Genomic DNA, 25070 nt, shown 5'->3' on the forward strand with positions numbered 1-25070 from the left:
GGGCATCTCGGTTGCCGGACTGGTCTTCGTTTCCGGTCAATTTGCATTGGACGCCGGCTTGATGCGGAACCATGCCGCGTAGAGAGCGGGAAGGAACAGCAGAATCAGCACCGTCCCGACCGCCGTGCCGCCGATCAGCGTGTAGGCCATCGACCCCCAGAAGACAGAATGCGTGAGGGGGATGAAGGCCAGCACCGCGGCAAGGGCGGTCAGGATCACTGGCCGCGTCCGCTGCACCGTGGCTTCGATGACGGCGTGATAATCGTCGAGGCCGGCCGCTTGGTTCTCCTTGATCTGTTCGGTCAGGATCAGCGTGTTGCGCATCAGGATGCCGGCCAGACCGATCAGCCCGAGGATGGCGTTGAAGCCGAAGGGCTGGTTGAAGGCGAGCAGCACGGGCACGACGCCGACGACGCCGAGCGGCGCGGTCAGCAGGACCATCGCCATCATCGAGAAGGACCGCACCTGAAGCATGATGAAGATCAGCATGGCGGCGATCATGACCGGGAAGACCTTGCCGAGCGCCGTGTTGGCCTTGGCGGCCTCCTCGATCGATCCGCCCATCTCGATGCGGTAGCCGGCCGGAAGCGAGGCGATCAGCGGCTGAAGGGCCGTCATGATCTGCTTGGAGACCTCCGGCGGCTGGGTCGCCTCATTGTAGTCCGAGCGGATCGTGATGACCGATGTCCGGTCCCGGCGCTTCATCATCGGCTCCTCCAGGCGGATATCGGCATGGCCGATCTGGTCGAGCGGGATTTGCTGGCCGGTCCGGCTCGTCAGCGAGAAATCAGCCAGGCGCGCCGGATCCAGGCGTTCGCCGCCGGCACTGCGCGCCACGATGGGGACATTGCGGATGTCCTCGCGGACCTGGGTCACGGCGATCCCGGTGAGAAGGAACTGGAGTTGCTGCCCGACCTCCGCCGGTGAGAGGCCGATGAGGTTCAGCCGATCCTGGTCCGGGGTGAAGCGAAGCACCGGCGTGCGGTTGCCCCAATCCCGGTTGGCCTGCCGGACATCCGGCACGCTCCGCATGATGGCGAGGGCCTTTTCGGAAATGGCGTACAGCTGCGCCGGATCGGGGCCCATCACCCGGAATTCGACCGGGAACGGCGTGTAGGGGCCGAATACGAGCTGGGTGACGCGGACATAGGCCTCGGGCACCAGCCCCTGCGCAACAGTCTGCCGCAACCGGTGCTTCAGGGCCTCGCGCGCCTCGGCGTCGGGGGTGAGCACAACGATCTTGGCGAAGGCGGGATCGGGCAGTTCCGGCGACAGGGCGATGAAGAAGCGGGGAGCGCCCTGACCGATGTAGCTGGTGACGATCTTCGCTTCCGGCTGATCGGCCAGCCAGCGCTCGATCTTCTCGACCGAGGCCGTGGTCGTTTCGATGCTGGTGCCTTCCGGCAGGCGGACCTCCACCAGCACCTCGGGACGGTCGGAGGTCGGGAAGAACTGCTGCTTCACGCCGCCCATGCCGACGATGGCGGCGGCGAAGGCGATGCCGACGATGCCGCAGGTCAGGGCCTTGTGGCGCACGGCGAAGCTGATGATCCGCCGCAGGCGCCGGTAGTTCGGGGTGCCGTAGATCGCCTCGTGACCGCCGGCGACCGGCTTGATCGCCGGCAGCATCCTGACGCCCAGATAGGGGGTGAAGACCACCGCGACGATCCAGGAGACGATGAGGGAGAATCCCACGACCCAGAAGATGTTGCCGGCATATTCGCCGGCGGTCGAGCGCGCGAACCCCACCGGCAGGAAGCCGGCGACCGTCACCAGCGTTCCGGACAGCATCGGCGCCGCCGTGTGGCTCCAGGCATAGGCCGCCGCCCTGATGCGGTCGACGCCCTCCTCCATCTTCACCACCATCACCTCGATGGCGATGATGGCGTCGTCCACCAGCAGGCCGAGCGACAGGATCAGCGCGCCGAGCGTGATGCGGTCGAAGAAACGGCCGGTTTCCAGCATGATCAGGAAGACGACGGCGAGCGTCAGCGGGACGGCGGCGGCCACGACGATGCCGACGCGCCAGCCGAGGCTGAGCAGGCTGACCAGCAGCACCACGCCCAGCGCCATGGCGAATTTGATCATGAACTCGTCGACCGCCGAGGTGATGTTGACGGCCTGATCGGTCACCTTGTCGAGCGTCATCCCGAGCGGCAGCGATCGCGCGATACCCGCTGCCCGCTCCTCCAGCGCCTTGCCGAGCGCGAGGCCGTCCCAGCCCTCCTGCATGACGGTCGCCAGCATGACGGTGGGTTCACCCTGGTGGCGGATGATGTAGGTCGGCGGATCCTCGTAGCCGCGGCGGACCTCGGCGATGTCCGACAGCTTCAGCGTCCGCCCGGCGGCGACGATCGGCGTGTCGGCGATCGCCTGCACCCCGTCATAGGCGCCGTCGATCCGGATGAAGACCTGCGGCCCCTGGGTATCGATCGAGCCCGACGGCGTGACGCTGTTCTGCCGCTGCAAGGCGGCGGCGATGTCCTGAGCCGACACGCCGAGGGTCGCCAACTTGGCATAGGAGAACTCGACGAAGATCCGTTCCGGACGCTCGCCCAGGATGTTGACCTTCTTGACGCCGGGCACATGCAACAGGTCCTGGCGGATCGCCTCGGCCTGCCGGGCCAGTTCGCGCATCGGCAGGCCCTTGGCCTTCAATGCGTAGAGCGCGAAGCTCACGTCGGAATACTCATCGTTGACGAAGGGGCCGAGTACGCCGGGCGGCAGGTTGCGCGTCTCGTCGCCCATCTTCTTGCGGGCCTGATAGAACTCCTCCTGCACCTTGGCCGGCGGCGTGCTGTCCTTCAGCGTCAGCGTCATATAGGCGTAGCCGGGCCGCGTCGTCGTCTCCACCCGGTCGTACCAGCTCAATTCCTGAAGGCGCTTCTCCAACGGCTCGGCGACGAGATCCTGCATCTCGCGCGCCGTGGCGCCCGGCCACACGCTGGTGACAGTCAGCGTCTTGATGGTGAAGGAGGGATCCTCCGCCCGTCCGAGCATGACGAAGGCGAGGGCGCCCCCCGCCGCCAGCAGAAGGATGAAGAACAGGGTGACGGCCCGTTCGCGGACGGCGATGGCGGAAAGATTGAGGCTCATCACTGGACCCCGCTCTCGGCGGCGGTTCTTACGCGGACCCCGTCCTGGAGAAGATGGGCGCCGAGCGACACCACCGGATCGCCGAGGCCGAGCCCGGAGATCACGGCGGTCTCGCCGCTCACCCGGACCAGCCGGACCGGCTGGAAGCGCACCGTCGAGCTGGCGCGGTCCAGGGTCCAGACCCCGGTCCTCCGGCCGTCGTCCAGCACGGCCCCCAGCGGCACGAGCGTGTCCGCCCCACCCGCCTGTCCAGTCAGCCGAACGGTCACGGTCGCGCCGAGCGGCGCCGCCGCCGCATCGCCGTCCAGCACATAGCGGGCCTCGTAGGTGCGGGTCTGGGCGTCGGCGGCGTCCGACAATTGTCGCAAACGCGCGGGATAACGCCGCCCGTCGGTCCCATAGAGGCTGGCTTCGGCCGGCGAACCGATCGACGGCCGGATGGTTTCCGGCAGCGCCACCACCGCCTCGCGGGGACCGGCTTGCGCGATCCGGACGACGGTCTGGCCGGCGGCGACGACCTGCCCCGGTTCGCCGAGCGTTTCGACCACCGTGCCGTCACTATCGGCCACCAGGACCGAGTAGGTCGCCTCGTTCTCGGCAACCCGGGCGTCCGCCTCGGCGCTGGCGAGTTGCGCCCTGGCGGTGTCCAGCGCGGCCTTCGCCTGTTCATGACGCTGGCGGGACGCCCAGCCGTCATTCACGAGACTGGCGTAGCGCCGCTCGTCCGCCTGGGTCTGAACCACCGCCGCGCGCGCCGCGGCAACAGCGTTTCGCTTCGCCGTGAGCGCGAGGCGCAGGTCCGTCTCGTCGATGCGCATCAGCGGCTGGCCCGCCTTGACCGGCTGCCCGACCGTCGCCAGCCGCTCGATGATCTTGCCGGGAACGCGGAAGCCCAGGTTGCTCTGCACCCTCGCCCCGACGACGCCGGTGAAGCCGCGGTCCGATCCGGCCACCGGAGCAGCCGCGGCAAGCCGGACGATCGGCGCCTCCTGCCGGGGATCGCTCACCGCCGACGCCTCCTGTGTGTGCATGGACAGCGTCACGACTGCGGCAGCGCCGAGCGCCACCGTCAGAACGCCACCCGCCACGACCATGGGTCTCTTTTTCATGTCCGGCGCCTCGATCAAATTAGATTGCGTACGACATCTATATCGATTATAGAAGTTGGGCGCAATCTAATTGACAGGGCGCTCTCACATGGCGGCATCGCCATCGGCGGCGCTTCCGGGGCTGATCCCGACACAAGGAAGAAAGAGAGACTTCGATGGCAAAGATCGAACGCGGCATCGCCCTGGTGACGGGCGCGTCGTCCGGCATCGGGCACGCGGCGGCCAAGGCCCTGCAAGCCGCAGGATTCGACGTGTTCGGAACCAGCCGTCACGCGGAGGCCAAGGGCCCCGAGGGCGTCACCATGCTGACCTGCGATGTCACCGACGACGCCTCCGTGGCCGCCCTGGTCGACGAGGTGCTGGACGACGCCGGCCGCATCGATCTGCTGGTCAACAATGCCGGCGTCGGGCTTTTCGGCGGTGCGGAGGAGTCCTCGCTCGCCCAGGCGCAGGCGTTGTTCGACGTGAACATGTTCGGCGTCATCCGCATGACCAACGCCGTGCTGCCGATCATGCGGCACCAGAAAAGCGGCAGGATCATCAATCTCAGCTCGGCGCTCGGCTTCATTCCGGCCCCCTATTCCGCGCTCTATGCGGCGACGAAACATGCGGTGGAGGGTTACTCGGAATCGCTTGACCATGAACTGCGCACGCTCGGCATTCGGGTCACGCTGGTCGAACCCGCCTATACCCGAACCTCGTTCGACGCGAACCTCATCAAGCCGGATCGCTCGCTCGACACCTATGCGTCCGCGCGGGCCGAGGTGACCGTGGCCGTTCAGGACGCGACCAGGAAGGGCGATACGCCCGAGACCGTGGCCGAAACCATCGTGAAGGCCGCGACGGAGGCCGAGCCGAAGCTGCGCTACCCGGCAGGGAAAATGGCGCGGCAGGTCAGCCTTCTGCGCCGCTTCGTCCCGGCCTCCGCCTTCGACAAGAACCTGCGCAAGATGCTGCGGCTGCCGGTCTGAGCCAGGCCCGTCACATCCGGTCTCGTAAAGGAAATCCCATGACCGCCTTGTCCCGTCAGGAGCGTTCGGCGGCCCCGGCCCCCACCTATAAAGTACCGCCCGGCGTTCTCGACGGGCCGGTGGTTCCGACGATGCTCCGCCTCGCGTTGCCGACCACCCTGGTGCTGGTCGTCCAGACTCTGGTCGGGGTGGTCGAGACCTGGTTCGTCGGCTTTCTCGGGACGGAGGCTCTCGCCGGAGTCGCCCTGGTCTTTCCCGTGCTCATGCTCATGCAGATGATGGCGAATGGCGGGATCGGCGGCGGCGTCGCCTCGGCCGTCGCGCGGGCCTTGGGGGCAAAACGCCATGAGGACGCCGAAGCGCTGGTCTGGCATGGAATCGTCCTGGCCTGCGCCTTCGGCCTCCTCTTCACGGTGGCCGCTTTCCTTGGCGGACCAGCCCTCTACCGGGCGATGGGGGGCACGGGAGCGACGCTGACGGCGGCGTTGACCTATTCCGGGGTCGTGTTCGCCGGGGCCGTGCCGCTCTGGATCACCGCCTTGCTGTCATCCGCCCTCCGCGGAGCCGGAAACGTGACCGTGCCGGCACTGGTGATCTCGTCCGGCACCGTCCTGCTCATCATTCTGTCGCCGGCCCTGATCTTCGGCTGGGGGCCCTTGCCCCGTCTCGGCGTTGCCGGCGGCGGGGCGGCGGTGTTGATCTATTACCTCTTCGCGGCCGTTGCCCTGATGCTGTACCTGCGCTCCGCGAAAAGTCTGCTGAGACTCAGGATCACGCCTCTGCGCACCGGGCTGTTCAAGGATATCATGGGCGTCGGCCTGCTGTCGGCGATCGGCACCGTCCAGACCAATCTCACGGTCGCCCTGGTCACCGCGGCCGTCGGCTGCTTCGGCGCCGACGCCATCGCCGGGTACGGCATCGCCTCCCGCCTCGATTACATCCAGATTCCACTGATCTTCGGGCTCGGCACCGCCTTGGTCACCATGGTCGGCCACAACATCGGAGCCGGGCAGATGGCGCGGGCGCGTCGCGTCGCCTGGATCGGGGCCGCGATCGCCTTCGGAATGACCGAGACCATCGGCCTCGCCGCCGTGCTGTTTCCCCACGCCTGGATCGGCCTGTTCAGCGACGATCCCCAGGTGCTGGCGATGGGCACCCTCTATCTGCGGACCGTAGCGCCGGTCTATGGCGCCGTCGGGCTCGGCCTAGCGCTCTATTTCGCCAGCCAGGGAGCCAAGCGCGTCCTGTTTCCCGTGCTGGCCGGAACGGCGCGCATGATCATTGCGGCCTTCATCGGCTGGTCGGCAGTCGTCTGGTTCGGTGCCGGGCTTGCGCCATTGTTCCAGATCACCGCCCTGGCGGCGCTCTCCTACGGCTTTCTGACAGCGGCCGCCATGGTCGGTGGAGCCTGGGGCCGGCATCCCGCCTACCGGCCGTTGCCCTGGAGAAATCCTGCGGAATAGGATGAAGTGGGGAGTTGTGTCCGCCAACCGCATTCAATATAGAGTTTGACTGAAATCTAAAATGGGGCGTGCCATGCGTGTGAGTCGCGTTCAGGCTGAGGAAAACCGGCAGGCTGTGATCAATGTGGCGAGCCGTCTCTTTCGCGAGCACGGCTTCGACGGCATCGGCCTCAAGGACTTGATGAAGGCGGCCGGACTGACCCAGGGGGCATTCTACAAACAGTTCGCGTCGAAGGAGGATTTGACGGTTCAGGCGTCCAAGCGGGCTCTGGAAAGCGCCTCCGGCCGATGGACGTCCGCGACCGCAACAAATCCCGAGGATCCGCTTGGCGAGGTGATCGGTTTCTACCTGAGTGACGGGCATCGCAAGGAAAGAACGGATGGCTGTCCGATCGTGGCGCTCGGTTCGGATGTCGCCAGACATGGCACCGAGGTGAAAGCGTCGTTCGAAGCCGGGATCAGGACGCATCTCGACGTCATCGAACGCCTGATTTCGCAAACGCAAGACGAGGAGTTCACAAGCAAGGCGATGGCGATCCTCTCGATGATGGTCGGTGCGCTGACGCTCGCGCGCGCCATCAACGATCCTGTTCTGGCACAGGCCTTTCTGGATTCGGCGTCCATGCAGATCCGCAAAATCGCTGATGCGCGAATGAACGGCATCGCACCAGGCAAGGGGTGATCGGGATAGATCTGATCATGCCCATCGCCACTTCGTCCAAGCGCGCGGCGATCCTGGCAATCGCCGGCCGTACCTTCCTTCGCCATGGCTATGCCAATGCCTCGATGGATGGCATCGTCGCCGAGGCGGGCGGATCCAAAAGCACACTCTACCGGTACTTTCCCTCCAAAGCGGCCCTCTTCGCGGCCTTTGTCGAGGAAGTCGGGACTGTGACCCGCGCCGCCTTCGCCACTGTGGATGTCGAGGGCAAAGACGCCAAAGCTGTTCTGGAGGAAACGGCGCGAGCCTATCTGGACTTGATTTCAACTCCATCCGCGCTTGCCATGACACGCCTTGTCATGGCTGAAGCCGGTCGCTTTCCGGAAGTCGGCCGCATCTTCTATGAACACGGGATACAGCGCACCGAACGGCAGATCGCCGCCATCCTGAAACGATTGGCGGAGCGGGGCGACGTGCCGGATCGGAGCGGTTTGGCGCGGCCAGGAGCCGCCGCTCAGTTCCGAGCCCTCTGTGAAGCGGGGCCGCATGAGGGATGTGTGTGGGGACTACGCGAGACGGTTTCCCAAGAGGAAATCGCCAAGATCGCCCATCAGGCGGCCACCCACTTCCTGCGCGGTTGGACGGGGCAGGCATAGGCGATCCCCGTCTTCCGTACGGCGCGACATCCATGAGCCGAGCCTCGCCACCGGTTGCCGTCACATCGCGCCCGTGATCGTCGGCTCTGTTGCAAACTCTTCCTTTCACGCGCGTGGTAATGACGACCGGCATCACTGCCGGAGGCTACACGGCCTGGAGTTCGAGCTGCTGGTTGACGAGCTGAACGGCTTCGGCGAGCACGCAGGGGCCGACGTTGAAGGCGCGCTCGACAAGGCGTGCCTCGCCGTGCATGTCGCGGGTCGGGTTGAAGGCGGCCGCCTGCCCTTTGCGGAGCGCACGCATCACCTCGAATCCCTTGATCATCGCATAAGTCGTCTTCAGGGTCTTGAAGCCCCGCACCGGCCGAATCAGCTGCTTCAACTTGCCGTGGTCGGCCTCGACGACATTGTTCAGGTACTTGACATGCCGATGTTCCGTCTCCTCGGGACATTTGCCCTTGGCCTTCAGCTCCGCTAGGGCTGGCCCACAGGTGGGCGCCTTGTCGGTGTTGATGACCATCGGCTTATCCCAATCCTTCAGGCCGTTCAGCGCCTTGCCGAGGAAACGCTTGGCAGCCGCGCTACTCCGCGTGGGCGAAAGGTAGAAGTCGATGGTGTTGCCATGCTTGCCGACGGCCCAGTACAGATAGGCCCACTTGCCAGCGACCTTCACATAGGTTTCATCGACCCGCCAACTGGTCGATCGTGGGCAGCGCCACTGCCAGCGCAGCTGTTTCTCGATCTCGGGGGCATACTTCTGGACCCAACGCTAGATGGTGGTGTGGTCGACCGTGACGCCACGCTCGGCCATCATCTGCTCGAGGTCACGGTAGCTGATCCCGTACCGGCAGTACCAGCGCACCGCCCACAGCACGATCTCCCCCTCGAAATGGCGACCCTTGAAGTCCGACACGGTTTGGCTCCCTCCAACGTCCAGCCGTTCCAACGCGTGCTGGCCAACTTTGCAACAGAGCCGCCCGCACCGCCTCGGCCGCCTGGCGGTCGCTCAGCCCCTCGCGGAACCTCCGATCACTTCACCCGCGTCAACCGTTGTTCCCCGACTCCGTCCCACAGCCTGCGCCACGCAGTCTATTACGTCTCGGTATGCGGCCGAACTTCAGGAAGATCCCTGACGAATTCGTTTCAAGCGATTCGCCAACAGCATCGGAACGTTTGACAAACGACCTCGGCCAGTGGCGGGGGGGGCCAGTGGCGGGACGCTACTGCCAGCCTCCGCCCAGAACCTTGTAGAGGGTGACGAGATTCTCCAGCCTCGCGGCCTTCAGCGAGATCAGTGTCTGCTGTGCCGCATAGAGCGAGCGCTGCGCATCAAGGGTCGTCAGGTAATTGTCGGCCCCGCTGCGGAACCGCATCTCCGACAGCTGGTAGGAGCGGGCGTAGGCATCGACCAGCGACTGCTGCGCCGCGATCTGGTCGTCATAGGTGCTGCGGGCGGCCAGCGCGTCGGCCACCTCGCGGAAGGCGGTCTGCACCGTCTTCTCATAGGTCGCCACCTGGATGTCCTTCCTGACCTTGGCGAGGTCGAGGTTCGCCTCGTTCACGCCGGCCGAGAAGATCGGGATGCTGAGCGATGGGGCGAAGCTCCAGTTGGAGGAGCCGGGAGCGAACAGCGACTGGATGCCGGAGGCGGCGGTGCCGGCCTTGGCGGTCAGCGTCAGCGACGGGAAGAAGGCGGCGCGGGCCGCCCCGATGTTGGCGTTGGCCGCCCGCAGATTGTGTTCGGCCGCCATCACGTCCGGGCGGCGCAGCAGGACGCTGGAGGGAAGGCCCGCCGGCAGGTCGGTCAGCACCGACCGGGCATCCAGCGATGCGCCGGAGGCGAGCTCCGGCGGCAGGGGCTGGCCCAGCAGCAGGGCCAGTGCATTCTCGTCCTGTGCCACCTGCCGGGTGTAGAGCGCGAGATTGGCCCGCGCGCTGTCCACCGAGGTCTGCGCCTGCCTCAGGGTCAGTTCGGTGGCGTTGCCGGCTTCGAAGCTCTTGCGCGTCAGCTGATAGGAGGCGTTCTGGCTGTCCAGCGTCTGCCGGGTCAGATCCAGCAGAGAGCGGTCGGCTTGCAGGGTCAGATAGCCGGTCGCCACCTGCGCCACCAGCGAGATCTGGGTGCTGCGCCGCGTCTCCTCATAGCCGAGATACTGCTCGAACGCCTGCTCGGTCAGCGCGCGGACGCGGCCGAACAGATCCAGCTCATAGGAGGTGAAACCGATTCCGGCGCTGTAGGAGCGCGATTCCACCCCCGCCGTCTTGCCGAGCGCCGAACCGGCGGACGTGGTCGCGGCCGGCACGCGCGACCAGCTGGCGGACCCGCTGCCGGAGATCGTCGGGAACAGGTCGCCGCGCTGGGCGCGGTAGTCCGCCTCCGCCGATTGGACGTTGAGCATGGCGACACGCAGGTCGCGGTTGTTCGCCAGCGCGATCTCGATCAGTTTCTGCAGCTTCGGATCGCGCATCACCTCCCGCCAGCCGATGGCGTCGGCGGAGCGCGCCGGATCGGCACCCGTCGCCGCAGCGGTGGACGCCAGCGTGATCGCCGGCGGGCTCCGGTAGGCCGGCCCGTCCGGCCAGGCGGCCGGAACCGGCGGGTCGGGCAAGGCGAAGTCGGGAACCAGGGAACAGCCGGTCAGCAGCAGCACGGCGGCCACGGGGACGGCGAAGGGAACGAATCTGTGGGTCATGGTCTTGTCACCGCCGCTCAACGATGGCCGTCGGCCAGCGCGTCCGGGCCGATTGGAGGGGATGCCGCCGCGTCGCCGGACTGCGCCAGCCGGGACGGCTTCACGCGGAACAGCTTCAGCACGACGACGAAGAAGATCGGAACGAAGAGGAGGGCCAGCAGCGTGGCGGCCACCGTGCCGCCGACAACCGCGGTGCCGATGGCGTTCTGGCCGCCCGAGCCGGCCCCGCTGGCGATGGCGAGGGGCACCACGCCCAGCGTGAAAGCCAGCGAGGTCATCAGGATCGGCCGCAGGCGCTGCCGCGCCGCGCCGATGGCGGCATCCACCAGGCTTTCGCCGCGGTCGAAGCTCTCCTTGGCAAACTCGACGATCAGGATGGCGTTCTTGGCCGACAGGCCGATGGTGGTCAGCAGACCGACCTGGAAATAGACGTCGTTCGACAGCCCGCGGCCCCAGGTGGCCATCACCGCGCCGAACACGCCGAGCGGCACCACCAGCAGCACCGCCGCCGGGATCGACCAGCTCTCGTACAGCGCCGCGAGGCAGAGGAAGACGACCAGCAGTGACAGGGCGTAGAGCGCCGGGGCCTGCGCGCCCGACTGCTGCTCCTCGTAGGAGGTGCCGGTCCAGCTGAAACCGAATCCGGGTGGCAGCTGCGAGGCGAGGCGCGCCATCTCCGCCATCGCCGTGCCGCTGCTCTGGCCGGGAGCGGCCTGTCCCAGGATCTCCATCGAAGCGAAGCCGTTGTAGCGTTCCAGCTTTGGCGCGCCGTAGCTCCATTCCGCATGGGCGAAGGCCGACAGCGGGATCATCGAGCCGCTGGAGTTGCGGACGAACCAGCGCGAAAGGTCGCCGGGATCGGCGCGGGAGTCGGCATTGCCCTGCATGTAGACGCGCTTGATGCGCCCGCGGTCGAGGAAGTCGTTGACGTAGCTCTGGCCCCAGGCCGAGGAGATCGTGCTGGTCACGTCGCCGACCGACAGCCCCAGCGCCCTGGCATGCGGCCAGTCGATGACCAGCCGGTATTGCGCCTCGTCGTTCAGGCCGTTGGGGCGCACCGCCATCAGCAGCGGACTCTGCGCCGCCATGCCGAGAAGCTGGTTGCGCGCGGCCATCAGTTCTTCATGGCTGGCGCCGCTGCGGGCAATCAGCTCGAAATCGAAACCGGTGGCGTTGCCCAGCTCGCTGATGGCCGGCGGGGCGAAGGCGAAAATCATCGCGTCCTGATAGCCGGCGAAACGGCCCATGACGCGGCCGGCCAGCGCCTGCACCTTGCTGGCCGCGCCGGGACGGACCGACCAGTCCTTCAGGCTGACGAAGGCCATGCCGGAATTCTGGCCGCGGCCGCTGAAATTGAAGCCGGAGACGGTGAAGGCCGACTTCACCAGCGCGCCCTCGTCCTTCAGCAGATAGTCGCGCACCTGCGCCAGCGCCCGGTCGGTTCGTTCGGCGGTGGCGCCGGGCGGGGTGCTGACCTGGATGAACATCACGCCCTGGTCCTCGTCCGGCAGGAAGGAGGTCGGGACGCGCAGGAACACGACCGCCAGCCCGCCCACGATCAACCCATAGACCAGCAGGAAGCGCACGGGCCGCTTCAGCGCCCCGCCGAGCCCGCGGATGTAGACGCGGTTGCCGCGGTCGAAGTTGCGGTTGAACCAGCCGGCGAAGCCGCGGGAGGTCTTGCCATGGTCGGGCCGCTTCAGCAGCGTTGCACACAGAGCCGGCGTGAAGATGACCGCGACGCCAACCGACAGCAGCATCGAGGTGGCGATGGTGATGGAGAACTGACGGTAGATCACGCCGGTCGATCCGCCGAAGAAGGCCATCNTCACCACCTCTTCGATCGACAGCTGGACGAAGGGCGTGGTGTCGTAGGGATAGGTCACCTCGACACCGGTCGGGAAGGATGGGCGCAGGGACTCGATGGTCTGGCGCACCGACGTAGCGGTGTTCAGCGCGTTGGCGCCGCTGGCCAGCTTCACCGCGATGCCGGCCGCCGGCATGCCGTTGTAGGCGGTGGTCATCGAATAATTCTCGCCGCCCAACTCCACCGTGGCAACGTCGCGCAGCAGGACCTGCGACCCATCCGACTGTACCTTCAGCAGGATCTTACCGAACTGCTGCGGTGTCTGAAGATAGGACGGTCCGATGACGGTGGCGTTCAGCTGCTGTCCGGGACGCGAGGGCTGGGCGCCGAGTTCGCCCGAGGCGATCTGGACGTTCTGGGCGCTGATGGCACTTTCCACGTCCGATGGCATCAGCGCGTATTTGCCGAGCTTGTCGGGATCGAGCCAGATGCGCATGGCGTACTGGGCGCCGAACAGCTGGTAATCGCCGACGCCGGCGGTGCGGCTCAGCGGATCCTGGATGGTGGAGGCGATGAAGTCCGACAGGTCGTTGGAGGTCATCTTGCCATCGGTGGAATAGAAGCCCACCACCATCAGGAAGTTCTTGGTCGCCTTGGCGACGCGGATGCCCTGGTTGCGCACCGTTTCCGGCAGCCGGGCCTCGGCCAGCGTCACCTTGTTCTGCACCTGCACCTGGGCGGTGTCGGGATTGGTGCCCTGGGCGAAGTTCAGCGTGATGGTGATGCTGCCATCCTTGTTCGATTCGGACGAGAAGTAGAGCAGGTTGTCGAGGCCGCTCAGCTGCTGTTCGATCGGTTGGACGACGGTGTTCTGCACGGTTTCGGCCGACGCGCCGGGATAGCTGGCCGACACCGAGATGGCGGGCGGCGCCACCGACGGGTATTGCGCCACCGGCAGCGTGCGCAGGGCGAGCAGGCCGGCCAGCATGACCACGATGGCCAGCACCCAGGCGAAGACCGGCCGGTCGATGAAGAAACGGGCCATGTCCGGTCTCCTAGCGGGTCTGCCGGGCGGCGGACGGCAGGGCCGCCACCGCGCGTTGGTCGAACTGCTCCTCGGTGAGGTCGGTCGCCGCCAGCGTCACGCCGGGGCGAATTTTCTGCAGCCCTTCGACCACCACGCGGTCGCCGTCGGACAGGCCGTCGGTGACGACCCATTTACTGCCCTGCGTACGGTCGGCCGTCACCGGCCGCGCCTCGGCGGTGCCGTCTGCCTTGACGATCTGAACGATGGCGCGGCCGCGGGAATCGCGGGAGACCGCCTGCTGCGGAACCAGGAAGGCATTGGGGTCGGTGGCCTGCCGCAGCTTCTCCCGCACATACATGCCGGGCATCAGCAGCCCGTCCGGGTTGGGGAAGACGGCGCGCAACGTGACGGAGCTGGTGGTCTGGTCGACCGTCACCTCGGAGAACTGCAACGTGCCGGGATGGTCGTACTCGCGCCCGTCCTCCAGGACCAGACGGACCTCGGCCTGGCCGGCCGCGGTTCCCTGGATGCGGCCGGCGGCTAGATCGCGCCGCAGGCCGAGCAGGGAGGAGCTGGGCTGGGTTACATCGACATAGATGGGGTCGAGCTGCGTCACCGTGACCATCGAGCTGGTCTGTCCGGCGGTGACCAGCGCGCCGGGCGTCACCGACGAGCGGCCGGTGCGGCCGGAGATCGGCGAGCGCACCTTGGTGTATTCCAGATTGATGCGCGCGGTTTCGACATTCGCCTTCGCCGCGGCGACGTCGGCCTGTCCCTGACGCAGCGTGGCGACCGCGGTGTCCAGATCCTGCTGGCTGACCGCCTTCTCCTTCGCCAGCGGCTGGTAGCGGTTGACGGTCAACTGGGCCGACGCGGTCGCCGCCTCCGCCTTCTGCTGGGCGGCGACCGCGCTGGCGAGCGCCGCCTGGTAGCTGGCCGGATCGATCTGGTACAGCGGCTGTCCCGCCGTCACCGCCTGCCCTTCGGTGAACAGCCTGTCGCGGATCACGCCGCCGACCTGCGGCCGCACCTCGGCGGTCTGGAAGGCGGTGACGCGGCCGGGCAATTCCGTCACCACCGGAACCGGATGGGGGTGCAGGACCACCGCGGTCACGCCGGGCGGCGGCGACGGGGCCCCCTGGGCCGCACCGCCGGCCTGGGTGCCGGTTTCCTGGCAGGCGGTGAGAAGCAGAAGCGCTGCGCCGACGCCGAGTACCGGCAATCGTCCCGGCCGGGCGGAAAGCCGTCGGTCCTTGATGAAGGGCCGGTTCCTGGCGGGATTGTCGGACTGATCAATAATTTCCAGATCTTCCATTTGAACCTGGCGACTCTCAATGTCTGTTCCGGAAAAGCTAAGACTTGACTGTAACCCGGCGATGTCCGATACGGGTTTTCCTGTAACGGTCTGTAACAGGCGGACCCTGCGCGCTATTTTCTGTCCGTCCCGCATGCGTTGCCGGTGCGCCGCCGATGGTCTTCCCGGGCGGCGCGGATGGCATCGCATCTCCGGTCCGGACTCATACCAGCGGCTCTTGATCCTGACCTGTCATNTCGCCAGGTGCCCGCTGCAACGTCACCAGAGCGCTCATGTTCTCGTCCGCCAATCCCGCCGCGATTGCCGCTGCGAAGCGGGCATTGAGCGCGTGCGTCAGCGGCAAGGTCCGCTCCGCCCCCAATGCAGCGACATAGTCGAGATCCTTCTTGAACAGACCGATGGGAAACTGTGGCGTGTGATTGCCATTGCGCATGAGCAGTGCGAGATGGCCGGCAACCGGAGCCCAGGACGACGTCATCGCCAGCGTATCGATCGCTACATCCAGGTCGATCCGCTGGCGTTCCATCATCGGCAGCAGTTCGGACCAGGCGCCGACCTGCAAGGCCAGAAAAGTGTTGGTTACGAGCTTGAGGACCGCGCCATGTCCAAGCTCCCCGACATGCGGAAATGCCGAACCGAGCGGCAACAGCAATCGCACGGCAGATGCGACATCCTCCGCCTCTCCCCCGAGGAAATAGAGCAGATGCCCACCGTCGGCCTGCGGTCTCGACCCCGATACCGGGGCTTCAACGGGTGCAACCCCGTGATCACGGGCCTCTTGCCCCCATGCGCGGACATGGGCCGGTGTAAGCGTCGAACTCTCGATCGCGAGCGCCCCCGACCGCATGCCGCCGAAGGCACCGGTTTCAGCATCGGACCATATTGCGGCCGATGCCTCGTCGTCACGCACCATCGCGATCACCGCATCGGCGCCGCGTGCCGCCTCGCGCGGTGTCGATGCAACGATGGCGCCGCGCGCCGCCAGGAATTCGGCTGCCGATGCTGTTCGGTTCCAGACCGTCAGATCATGGCCGGCCTCCAGCAGTCGGCGCGCGACGCGGCTGCCCATCGCCCCCAATCCCAATACAGCAAGTCTTGCCATGTATGTTCGGACCCCGATTTTAGATTCCTCTACCGCCCGGCCAAGTCCGGACGGCCAAGTCCGGACGGCCAAGTCCGGACGGCCATTCCGGACGTCAGGCCTTGGCGGCGCGTGCGGCGGCAACCAGCCCGTCGAGCCATTCCTGATGGCCGTTGATCATCGGGTTCGGCACCGCGCGCGCCAGTTCCCGCGCCGGCGCGCCGTTCTGTGTCTCCTGGGTGAGGATGCGGACGCGTCCACCGGACAGATCCTCAATCAACCAAGCGTGATGAACGTCGAGCCGGTCGGCGGCGCCCTTCGCACCGGCCCAGCCGTGCCAGGCCACCCGCGCCGGCTGCCCTTCGACCGGTGCCAGATGTTCGACGACCTGGGCTTCGACCGGAAAGCCGAAGGTGCTGAAAAAGAAACGGACGCCGGCTTCCAACTCCGGCCCCTTGCCGTCGTGGAAGCGGATGTCGGCACAATTCCTGTAATAGCCGGGCCAGCGCGCGGGAATGTTCAGGAACGGCCAGATGTCTTCGGTGGCAAGCCCGGCGACGATGACCTCGTTGGAACAATAATTGTCGGTGAAACCAGGAACGTATCCCGCTGGCCAGATGATGTCGCTCATTCCGATCTCCTGTTGGTGTGCCGATTGGCGGCAGCGAACGCTGGGAGAATGGCCGGAAAGCTGTTATAAGGAAAATCTGCAAATCTGATTTCAGACATAGACATGAGCGATATCAGGGGCGTCGACCTCAATCTGTTGAAGGCGCTCGATGCGCTGCTGGACACCCGCTCCGTTACGAAGGCGGCCGAACGGCTCGGCCTGACGCAGCCGGCGGTCAGCGGAATGTTGACGCGGCTCAGGGAAACCTTCGACGATCCGCTGTTCATCCGCTGCCAGCGCGGCGTCCTGCCGACGCCGAGGGCAGAAGCGCTCGCCGTGCCCTTGCGGCAGGCACTGATCGACATTCATGCGCTTCTGGCCCCGGAAGCCTTCGTACCGGCCAGGGCGGCGATGACCGTCACCATTGCCGCCACCGATTATGCACAGAAGGCGGTGTTGCTGCCGTTGATGTCGGCCCTGCGCCGGGAGGCGCCCGGCATCCGGGTTTCCATCCGCCCGGTCGACCTGTCCGGCTTCGGCCAACAGATGGAGAGCGGCAAGCTCGACATGGCGCTGGTCACGCCGGACATGGCGCTCGACACGATGCACAGCCGGATGCTGTTCAGCGAAACCTACATGTGCATCCTGCGCCGGGGGCACCCCGCCGGCGACGCACCGCTGGACATCGACCGGTTTTGCGCGCTCGACCACGCACTGATGTCCCATGACGGAACCAGATTCCGTGGAGCGACCGATGTCGCTCTCGAGGCGGTCGGGCGAAGCCGCCGGGTGGTCGCCGTGGTGCCAAGCTTCCTCATCCTGATCGACCTCGTGCGGAACTCCGATCTTGTGGCGATGGTTCCCAGCCGGCTCCTGGCGGACGTGCGGGATTTGCTGGTCCTGCCGCCGCCGCTTCCTATTCCGGGCTTTGCCAAGATCCTGGTCTGGCATGCGCGTCTGCAGAGCGATCCCGCCCAGAAATGGATTCGCGAGCGGCTTGCAAACTGCGTCTGATCCCCCACCATGGAGATCCGCCCTTGGGTGGCCGCAAGCCGCTCTTCCGAACCGTCACGATCGGCGATGAGCAAGGATGCGGTCGGCCTCGACGCGCCAATCCTCGGATGTTGCGAAGCCGTCACCGCCCTTCGGTCCGAAGACGCCCTGTCCGGCCAGTTCTTCGCCTCGTGAACAGTCGACACGCCGAAGGCGGACAGCAGCTCCACCGCGGCCCGGTCGGCCCGCGGGCTCTGTTGCAAACTCTTCCTTTAGGCGCGTGATAATGACGACCGGCATCACTGCCGGAGGCTACACGGCCTGGAGTTCGAGCTGCTGGTTGACGAGCTGAACGGCTTCGGCGAGCACGCAGGGGCCGACGTTGAAGGCGCGCTCGACAAGGCGTGCCTCGCCGTGCATGTCGCGGGTCAGGTTGAAGGCGGCCGCCTGCCCTTTGCGGAGCGCACGCATCACCTCGAATCCCTTGATCGTCGCATAAGCCGTCTTCAGGGTCTTGAAGCCCCGCACCGGCCGAATCAGCTGCTTCAACTTGCCGTGGTCGGCCTCGACGACATTGTTCAGGTACTTGACCTGCCGATGTTCCGTCTCCTCGGGACATTTGCCCTTGGCCTTCAGCTCCGCTAGGGCAGGCCCATAGGTGGGCGCCTTGTCGGTGTTGATGACCATCGGCTTCTCCCAATCCTTCAGGCCGTTCAGCGCCTTGCCGAGGAAACGCTTGGCATCCGCGCTACTCCGCGTGGGCGAAAGGTAGAAGTCGATGGTGTTGCCATGCTTGCCGACGGCCCAGTACAGATAGGCCCACTTGCCAGCGACCTTCACATAGGTTTCATCGACCCGCCAACTGGTCGATCGTGGGCAGCGCCACTGCCAGCGCAGCTGTTTCTCGATCTCGGGGGCATACTTCTGGACCCAACGCTAGATGGTGGTGTGGTCGACCGTGACGCCACGCTCGGCCATCATCTGCTCGAGGTCACGGTAGCTGATCCCGTACCGGCAGTACCAGCGCACCGCCCACAGCACGATCTCCCCCTCGAAATGGCGACCCTTGAAGTCCGACACGGTTTGGCTCCCTCCAACGTCCAGCCGTTCCGACGCGTGCTGGCCAACTTTGCAACAGAGCCCCATGATGAAGGAGGTTTCCTTCCATATGGCAATCCTGCCCCGCGAAAGAGATTGCGCGTGCCATCGGCTATTCAACTCCGCCCGCTCAACCTCTGCTTGGTCACACAAAACTTGGAAAAGCCTCCTATCTCAAGCCGATTGACAGCAAACTTCTCAGGAGGATGTACAGAGCCGGCAGACGGTGGATTTAGCGGTTGATGCGGCCCCGCCTCGGCTGTAAATGATAATCATTCACAGATATTTTCCCGCAGGTGGCCGGGCGTGGGCATCGATCGTAAGAAGTTCGAAGAGATTTATGCCGCCGAACGGGGGAGTCTGGAGCGCCTTGCCACACGCAATGTCGGACCGTCCGATGCGCCTGACGTGGTGCATAATGTTTTCGCCGCCATCTGGGAAAGGGCGAAGGATCATCTGGTGCTGACGCCCGGCTATTTCGTCCGTGCCACCCAACTGATGGCAATCGGTCATTTCCGTGCAGATCGGCGCCGAGCCCGCCTCTCCCATGCGATCGTGGAGGAACAATACGCCCCGCCGGCGCCCCAACCGGACCGCATCGCCGCGGCCCGGCAGGATCTGCGGCAGCTGCAGGCGGCACTCGACGGATTGCCGCAGCGCACCCGGATGGCGTTCCTGCTCAACCGGCTTCACCAATGCACCTACGAGGAGATCGCCGTTGCGTTGGCGGTGTCGTACAGCACGGTGGAACGCGACATAGCGCGCGCCCTGATGGCCTGCAAAGCGACGGATTCAGATGGCGATGCCTGAACACGGCCCCGGCAGCTCTTCCGACCGTGATCCGGAGCGGATGGAACGTGAGGCGGTCGGCTGGTTCACCCGGATGAACGGCAAGCCGTCGCCGGTCGAACGGCGCGATTTTCGGAACTGGCTTCGCGAGCATGAACACCGCGAAGCCTACGAGCGCATAGCGACGATCTGGTCGGCGGTGGGTGCGTTGCGGCCGGACGATCCGGCGGAACGGGCTGCGCTGGTCCAGGCGTTGAACAGGGTTCGCGAGCACAGGCGGCGGACGCGCGCGGCCAGGATCCTCTCCGCGACGGCTGGCTGCCTTTTGGCGGTGCTGTGCGGCGGCTGGCTATGGCTGGAACAGCCCCATCTGATCCAGGATCTTCAAGCCGACATGGTTTCCGCCCGCGCGGAACGGCGGGAGTTCACCTTGACCGATGGATCGCGGGTCCTTCTGGATGCCGACTCCGCCTTGCGGATTTCGCTTGCCGACGACCGCAGGGACATCCGCCTGCTGCGCGGCACGGCCTATTTCGAAGTCCGGCCGGCACCCACACCCTTCACGGTGGAAGCCGAGGACGGCCGGGCGACGGTGCTGGGCACCCGGTTCATGGTGTCGATGCGCGATGGCGGCCGCGTTGCCGTGATCCTGGAGGAGGGACGCCTGTCCGTCGCTCTTGGGTCTTCCCGTCAGGGTAACGGCGATGCCGAGGTTCTGCTGCATTCGGGCGAGCGGGTCGATTACGGCCCCGACGGATTGGAGAAGGTCCGCCCCGCCGATCCGGACGCGTTGCCCGCCTGGCGGCGCGGACGCCTGTCCTTTACCGACGCGAGGCTCGGGGACGTGATCGCCGAGATCGGCCGCTACCGCGACGGCCGCATCATCGTCCTGGGCAAGGCCCTCGCGGATCGCCGGGTCAGCGGAAACATCGCGCTGGAGAATCCCGACAAGGCGCTGGCCGCCCTGCGGTCATCCGTCGATTTCCGCGTCACCACCCTGGGCTCCCGGCTGGTGGTGATCCATCCCTAAATTTTTTTGCGATCCGATGAGGGTGCGCGCCGTCGGCGGGCGATGAGGAGTCGGAAGGGTCGGGCACAGGGGCTCGGCTGCGACCGGTCCATCTCAGAGGAGACAGGGAATGCAGGGGGTCAAGTGGGGACGGCGGGCACTGGTTCTGCTCGCCGCCTCGGCGGTTCAGGTCGCGCTTCAACCGGTCGTCATCGACAGCAGGGTCATGGCTCAGACCGAGAAGCTCTACAGCTTCGACATCCCGCCGAAAAGCATTCTGCGCGCCGTCAACGACATATCCAACATCACCGGCATCGATGTCGTGCTGACCGATACCGCCGCCGCGACAGCCAACGGCAATCGCGTCCAAGGTTCGATGAGCGTCGCGCAGGCTCTCGAAACCCTTCTGGCCGGGTCCGGCCTGCAGTTCCGCTTCACGAACGCCGGCACCGTGACCATCGTCGACGGCCGGAATGCCGGATCGGCGTCCGGTGCCACCACGCTGAACACCATCGTCGTCAAGGGCGCCCGTCCCGTCACCGAAGGCAGCGGACGCTATACCGTGGACGCCATGTCCACCGCGACCGGGCTTTCGCTCGACACGCGCGACACGCCCCAGTCCGTCAGCGTCGTCACCAACCAACAGATCAAGGATCAGGGAACCACCACTGTCGCGGATGCCCTGAAGAAGACGACCGGCATCAATGTGATCCGGGATTCCGGTTCGTACCGCTTCCTTTCGCGTGGTTTCTACATGGACCAGGTGCAGGAGGATGGGATGAATTCCTTCGTGCCCGGCGCGCAGATCAACCCGTACCGCAGCGGTCCCGGCCTGAACGACCTCGACATCTACGACCGGATCGAGGTGGTGCGCGGTCCGTCCGGGCTGATGCAGGGAACCGGCGAGCCGGGCGGCACCGTCAACCTCGTTCGCAAGCGGCCGACGGCGGATTTCCAGGCCAGCAGCGTCACCACCGTGGGCAGCTGGGAAAAGCTGCGTGAAACGGTCGACGTTTCCGGCAGCCTCAATGCCGAACGAACCGTCCGGGCGCGGTTCATCGGCGTCGGCCAGCGGGCGGAGTCCTTCAAGAACAATGTGGACGAGGCGCACGCGACGCTTTATGGCGTCGTCGAGGCGGATGCGGGAAAAGGCACCCGCCTGACCGCCGGAGCCCTTCATCAGTCCAGCGATGAAACCCCTGACTATTACGGCCTGCCGCTCACCACCGGCGGTGTCGCCCTGGACTCCGACCGCTCCCGCTACCTCGGCGCGGCATGGAACAGCCTCGACACCCGCAAGAGGAACGTCTTTCTGGAGGTCTCCCACGAACTCGGCGAGAATTGGACGGTCGAAGGCAAGATCAACCACACGAGATTCGACTCCGTTACCGCCTTTGCCGGACTGACACGTGCCGCCGGCGTGGCGGCCAACGGGCTGGCCAGCGTCAACAACATGCTGCGCTATGACAATGACGGCGGGCAGTCGAGCGTGGAAGCGAAGCTCACCGGACGCTACGACCTGTTCGGGCGACGCCACGATCTGTTCGCGGCGGCATCCTATACGCGGGGTGATTTCGATTCCCGCTACCGTCGCCTGCGCAACAGCACGAGCTACAACGTCTACAGCTTCACCGGCGGCGAGATCGCCGAACCGAACTGGGACTCCAACATCTACGACGATGTGCGTTACGACTATTCGCTGTCGGAAGCTGCCGTCAATCTGGGCACGCGGTTCAACATCCTCGACGATACCAGCCTGATCGCGGGCGGACGATTGACGCGGTTCGACTACAGCGGCACCACCTATTACGTCACCTATCTGGGATCGCCCGACGGCGAGGTGGACAAGAGCGATCTGAAGCGCACCAAGTTCATCCCCTATCTGGGCGTGACCTACGATGCGGTGCCCGGGGTGACTCTCTACGCCAGCTATTCCAACATCTTCAAACCTCAGAGCGTCGTCGATGCCCGCGGCTCCGTCCTGCCTCCGGTCGAGGGGGAGAATTACGAGGTCGGCGTGAAGACCACCCTGCTCGGCGACCGCATCAACGCCACCTTCGCCCTGTTCCAGATCGAACAGAAGAACCGCGCAATCTACGATACGGCATCCGCGGCCTATTACGCCGAGGGCGCGGTCCGAAGCCGCGGTTTCGAGGTCGAACTGTCGGGTGCGGTCACCGACGACCTGAACCTGTTCCTGGGTTACACCTTCAACCGCAGCAAATATCTCGAAACCGAGTCCGCGACCTACGGCGCCGGCACCGCCTTCAGCCCTCATACTCCCCTGCACATGCTGCGCCTGCATTCCACCTATCGGCTGCCCGTCCAGGATGGACGCTGGACGGTCGGCGGCGGGGTCCAGATGCAAAGCGGCACCCGAAGCATCAGCAACATCGCACAGGGCGGATATGCGGTCTGGGATGCCAGCCTGAAATACGACGTCACCGACCGGACGATGCTGCAGCTTGTCGTGAACAACATCCTCGACAAGCGGTATTTCGAGAACAACAGAACCAGGACGCTGGGCCTGAACAACTTCTACGGCGATCCCCGCAACGCGGCGCTGACCCTGACCCACAAGTTCTGACGCGGCCGCTCCTCCTCCCTCTCCCCGCCCCGGCAAGCCGTGGGCGGGACCGGAGATTCTCGCCTTGAAAACGTTCCGTGCCTTTCTGCGTCTGGCCGCCCCGTTCTGGATCGGGCGGGCCCGCCCGCGACCGTGGCTCCTGCTGGCGGCAACGGTCGCCTGCTCGCTCGGCTTCGTCCGGGTCAGCGTTGCCATCAATGCCTGGAACAAGGAATTCTACGACGCACTCGCGGCCTTCGATGCCGGCGCCATTCCGGGCCTTGCCGCCGCCTATGCCGTGTATCTCACCCTGGCCGTCGTCGCCATCGCCGCAGGAAACTGGTTTCTGAAACGGCTGGCCTTCGATTGGCGCGACTGGGCGACGGACGACCATCAACGCCGCTGGCTCGGGGGCCATGCCCATTACCGGCTGCGGTTCGGCGACGAGCCCGACAATCCCGACCAGCGGATCGCCGAGGACATCGCCCTACTGGCGGAACTGACGCTGGAGCTTTTCAGGTCCTTTCTGGTCAACGTGACCAGGCTGGGCGCGTTCGTCGCCATCCTCTGGTCGATATCCGGGACGCAGACGGTCACACTCGCCGGCACCGACTTCCTGATCGACGGCTATCTGGTCTGGATAGCAGTCGTCTATTCGGCAGTGTCCACCCTGCTCATGCACGCTGTCGGACACCGGCTCCTGGCGCTGAAGATCGACCAGCAGGCGCGGGAGGCCGATTATCGTGCTGCGCTGATGGGTGTGCGGAACTGGTCGGAGCAGATCGCGTTCCACCGCGGCGAGGCGGCGGAGCTGGTCAGGCTGTCATGCCGGTTCGACGACATCCGCCGCAACTGGCATGCCCTGATCGGCCGGGAGTTCAGGATCGAGTGTTTTTCCGCCGCACAGATGCGGGTGGCCTGGTTCATCCCGATTGTCGCCATCCTGCCCCTCTACCTGCAGCGAACCATCACCTTGGGCGACATGATGCAGGCCCAGAACGCCTTCTCCAGCGTGCTCGATGGCTTCAGCTGGGTGCTGACCTATTATCGACGGATCATGGAATGGGCTGCGGTGGTCCGCCGGCTGCAGCAGTTGAACGATGCCCTGGAAAGGACGGGCCTCCCATCGCATTCAGCAGGGCACGGCACCGGAGCCGGTGACGGGGGCGGAACTGTAGACCGGCCGTTTGCGGTAAGGCCTGTCCTGTGCATCGACGGGGTGGACATCGTTTCCCCGGCGGGACGGCCATTGCTGTCCGCCGTCACCGCCCGGTTCGAGGCGCCCGCCCATGTGCGGATCGACGGACCGAGCGGCTGCGGCAAGTCCACGCTGCTGCGTGTCATGGCCGGTCTGCATCCCTGCCGGAGCGGAACGTTGTCGGTCGGAACCGATGCGATGTTCCTGCCGCAGCACTCCTATCTGCCCAACGACAGCCTGCGCGCGGTCGTGAGCTATCCGTCGGAACGGCCGTTCGACGACCGGGCGATAGCGTGGGCGCTTGGCAGGGTCGGTCTGGCGCGCCTGAGCGCCGAACTGGACCGGCATGCCGAATGGAGCACGCTGCTGTCCGGCGGCGAGCGTCAGCGATTGGGCTTCGCCCAATTGTTGCTGCACCGTCCGGGAACCGTGGTGATGGATGAAGCGACCAGCCAGCTCGACGAGGAGTCCTCCATCGCGATGTACCGGCTGATTCGCGACACACTGCCGGACAGTCTTGTTATTGCAGTGACACACCAGCTTGGGTTGGCCATGCTGTTCGATCGATCGATCGACCTGCGCCCCTTCCTTGTGGAAGCATGCGGAGTGGGGGAGCCGATGCCCTGCCCTCTCGGCGGCTGAGGTGACACGGTGATGTGGGACGACTTTGGCGCACAAATCCGGCCTTATGGAGCAATTGCCACCAGCAGTGGCGCTGTCAACTTTTTGCCCCCCCAGTTGCCGAGGCGGACCGTGGGGGGTATGGAACGGCATGACGACGCGCCTTGATCCCCGTTACGCCGGCTACCGCTATCCCGCCGAGATCATCGCAACGGCGGTGTTGCTGTACTTGCGCTTTCCGCTCAGCCTGCGGATGGTCGAGGAACTGCTGGCGGCGCGCGGCATCACGGTGAGCTGCTCGACCGTG

The 25070-nt window shown here is 65.8% G+C and carries 15 protein-coding genes and 5 pseudogenes; 10 read left to right on the forward strand and 10 right to left on the reverse strand.

The genetic code is table 11. The features are described 5' to 3' along the window. Positions 1-36: 36 nt before the first annotated feature. On the reverse strand, positions 37-3096 hold the full coding sequence (locus A6A40_RS19115) for an efflux RND transporter permease subunit (RefSeq protein WP_108547495.1): 3060 nt from the start codon (positions 3094-3096) through the stop codon (positions 37-39). Then, entirely contained in the window at positions 3096-4205 is a 1110-nt protein-coding gene (locus A6A40_RS19120; RefSeq protein ID WP_108548025.1) for an efflux RND transporter periplasmic adaptor subunit, read from the reverse strand. Before A6A40_RS19120 ends, A6A40_RS19115 begins: the two co-directional genes overlap by 1 nt. 155 nt (positions 4206-4360) lie before the next feature. On the opposite strand from A6A40_RS19120, the gene A6A40_RS19125 reads away from it, so the two are divergent. The 4 genes from A6A40_RS19125 (at position 4361) to A6A40_RS19140 (ending at position 7956) form a co-directional block, all read left to right on the forward strand. Further along, positions 4361-5176, forward strand: coding sequence for an oxidoreductase (locus A6A40_RS19125; protein WP_108547496.1), 816 nt, complete (start codon positions 4361-4363; stop codon positions 5174-5176). Positions 5177-5214: 38 nt separating this feature from the next. Next, positions 5215-6639 (forward strand): MATE family efflux transporter, encoded by a 1425-nt coding sequence (locus A6A40_RS19130; protein ID WP_108547497.1) that lies wholly within the window; start codon positions 5215-5217, stop codon positions 6637-6639. Between the two features lie 73 nt (positions 6640-6712). Beyond that, positions 6713-7321: a TetR/AcrR family transcriptional regulator gene (locus tag A6A40_RS19135; RefSeq protein WP_108548026.1), complete on the forward strand. Its 609-nt coding sequence runs from the start codon at positions 6713-6715 to the stop codon at positions 7319-7321. Positions 7322-7338: 17 nt separating this feature from the next. Then, positions 7339-7956, forward strand: a complete 618-nt coding sequence (locus A6A40_RS19140) for a TetR/AcrR family transcriptional regulator (protein WP_236783894.1) — start codon at positions 7339-7341, stop codon at positions 7954-7956. Between the two features lie 145 nt (positions 7957-8101). Here the strand turns inward: A6A40_RS19140 and A6A40_RS19145 are convergent. From A6A40_RS19145 to A6A40_RS19170, 7 genes and pseudogenes are all read right to left on the reverse strand, one after another. Beyond that, a pseudogene (locus tag A6A40_RS19145) lies at positions 8102-8869 on the reverse strand (IS6 family transposase). A gap of 307 nt (positions 8870-9176) precedes the next feature. Continuing rightward, the gene (locus A6A40_RS19150) at positions 9177-10649 is read right to left on the reverse strand and encodes an efflux transporter outer membrane subunit (RefSeq protein ID WP_108548028.1); all 1473 of its coding nucleotides are present in this window, start codon (positions 10647-10649) and stop codon (positions 9177-9179) included. A 17-nt stretch (positions 10650-10666) separates the two neighbouring features. Continuing rightward, the coding region (locus tag A6A40_RS31510; RefSeq protein ID WP_236783895.1) for an efflux RND transporter permease subunit at positions 10667-12476 on the reverse strand (1810 nt) is incomplete at its 5' end. Position 12477: 1 nt separating this feature from the next. Continuing rightward, positions 12478-13501: pseudogene (locus tag A6A40_RS31515) on the reverse strand (efflux RND transporter permease subunit); the annotation flags it as partial. Positions 13502-13511: 10 nt separating this feature from the next. After that, positions 13512-14798 (reverse strand): efflux RND transporter periplasmic adaptor subunit, encoded by a 1287-nt coding sequence (locus tag A6A40_RS19160; protein ID WP_146191591.1) that lies wholly within the window; start codon positions 14796-14798, stop codon positions 13512-13514. 236 nt (positions 14799-15034) lie between these two features. Beyond that, positions 15035-16023: pseudogene (locus tag A6A40_RS32440) on the reverse strand (NAD(P)-dependent oxidoreductase); the annotation flags it as partial. After that, positions 15995-16510 (reverse strand): SRPBCC family protein, encoded by a 516-nt coding sequence (locus A6A40_RS19170; protein ID WP_108547500.1) that lies wholly within the window; start codon positions 16508-16510, stop codon positions 15995-15997. The pseudogene A6A40_RS32440 and the gene A6A40_RS19170, both read right to left, overlap by 29 nt. A 102-nt stretch (positions 16511-16612) precedes the next feature. On the opposite strand from A6A40_RS19170, the gene A6A40_RS19175 reads away from it, so the two are divergent. Continuing rightward, positions 16613-17503: a LysR family transcriptional regulator gene (locus tag A6A40_RS19175; protein ID WP_108547501.1), complete on the forward strand. Its 891-nt coding sequence runs from the start codon at positions 16613-16615 to the stop codon at positions 17501-17503. 291 nt (positions 17504-17794) lie between these two features. Here the strand turns inward: A6A40_RS19175 and A6A40_RS19185 are convergent. Beyond that, positions 17795-18562, reverse strand: a pseudogene (locus tag A6A40_RS19185) (IS6 family transposase). A 324-nt stretch (positions 18563-18886) separates the two neighbouring features. On the opposite strand from A6A40_RS19185, the gene A6A40_RS19190 reads away from it, so the two are divergent. From A6A40_RS19190 to A6A40_RS31525, 5 genes and pseudogenes are all read left to right on the forward strand, one after another. Next, positions 18887-19390, forward strand: coding sequence for an RNA polymerase sigma factor (locus A6A40_RS19190; protein ID WP_158279319.1), 504 nt, complete (start codon positions 18887-18889; stop codon positions 19388-19390). Next, complete coding sequence (locus tag A6A40_RS19195; RefSeq protein WP_158279320.1) at positions 19383-20399, forward strand: FecR family protein; 1017 nt, start codon at positions 19383-19385, stop codon at positions 20397-20399. Before A6A40_RS19190 ends, A6A40_RS19195 begins: the two co-directional genes overlap by 8 nt. Positions 20400-20508: 109 nt before the next feature. After that, positions 20509-22965 carry a TonB-dependent siderophore receptor gene (locus A6A40_RS19200; RefSeq protein WP_108547504.1) on the forward strand — a complete coding sequence of 819 codons (2457 nt, stop codon included), beginning with the start codon at positions 20509-20511 and terminating at the stop codon, positions 22963-22965. Between the two features lie 64 nt (positions 22966-23029). Next, entirely contained in the window at positions 23030-24784 is a 1755-nt protein-coding gene (locus A6A40_RS19205) for an ABC transporter ATP-binding protein/permease (RefSeq protein ID WP_108547505.1), read from the forward strand. A 130-nt stretch (positions 24785-24914) separates the two neighbouring features. After that, positions 24915-25070 (forward strand): annotated as a pseudogene (locus A6A40_RS31525) (IS6 family transposase); the annotation flags it as partial.

Origin of the sequence: Azospirillum humicireducens, assembly GCF_001639105.2 — a bacterium.
Taxonomy (GTDB): domain Bacteria; phylum Pseudomonadota; class Alphaproteobacteria; order Azospirillales; family Azospirillaceae; genus Azospirillum; species Azospirillum humicireducens.

Coding starts and splice junctions, on each gene's coding strand:
- A6A40_RS19125 (WP_108547496.1), top strand. CDS start 4,361: ATGGCAAAGATCGAACGCGGCATCGCCCTGGTGACGGGCGCGTCGTCC.
- A6A40_RS19135 (WP_108548026.1), top strand. CDS start 6,713: ATGCGTGTGAGTCGCGTTCAGGCTGAGGAAAACCGGCAGGCTGTGATC.
- A6A40_RS19170 (WP_108547500.1), bottom strand. CDS start 16,510: ATGAGCGACATCATCTGGCCAGCGGGATACGTTCCTGGTTTCACCGAC.
- A6A40_RS19140 (WP_236783894.1), top strand. CDS start 7,339: ATGCCCATCGCCACTTCGTCCAAGCGCGCGGCGATCCTGGCAATCGCC.
- A6A40_RS19195 (WP_158279320.1), top strand. CDS start 19,383: ATGCCTGAACACGGCCCCGGCAGCTCTTCCGACCGTGATCCGGAGCGG.
- A6A40_RS19160 (WP_146191591.1), bottom strand. CDS start 14,798: ATGGAAGATCTGGAAATTATTGATCAGTCCGACAATCCCGCCAGGAAC.
- A6A40_RS19115 (WP_108547495.1), bottom strand. CDS start 3,096: ATGAGCCTCAATCTTTCCGCCATCGCCGTCCGCGAACGGGCCGTCACC.
- A6A40_RS19130 (WP_108547497.1), top strand. CDS start 5,215: ATGACCGCCTTGTCCCGTCAGGAGCGTTCGGCGGCCCCGGCCCCCACC.
- A6A40_RS19175 (WP_108547501.1), top strand. CDS start 16,613: ATGAGCGATATCAGGGGCGTCGACCTCAATCTGTTGAAGGCGCTCGAT.
- A6A40_RS19150 (WP_108548028.1), bottom strand. CDS start 10,649: ATGACCCACAGATTCGTTCCCTTCGCCGTCCCCGTGGCCGCCGTGCTG.
- A6A40_RS19200 (WP_108547504.1), top strand. CDS start 20,509: ATGCAGGGGGTCAAGTGGGGACGGCGGGCACTGGTTCTGCTCGCCGCC.
- A6A40_RS19120 (WP_108548025.1), bottom strand. CDS start 4,205: ATGAAAAAGAGACCCATGGTCGTGGCGGGTGGCGTTCTGACGGTGGCG.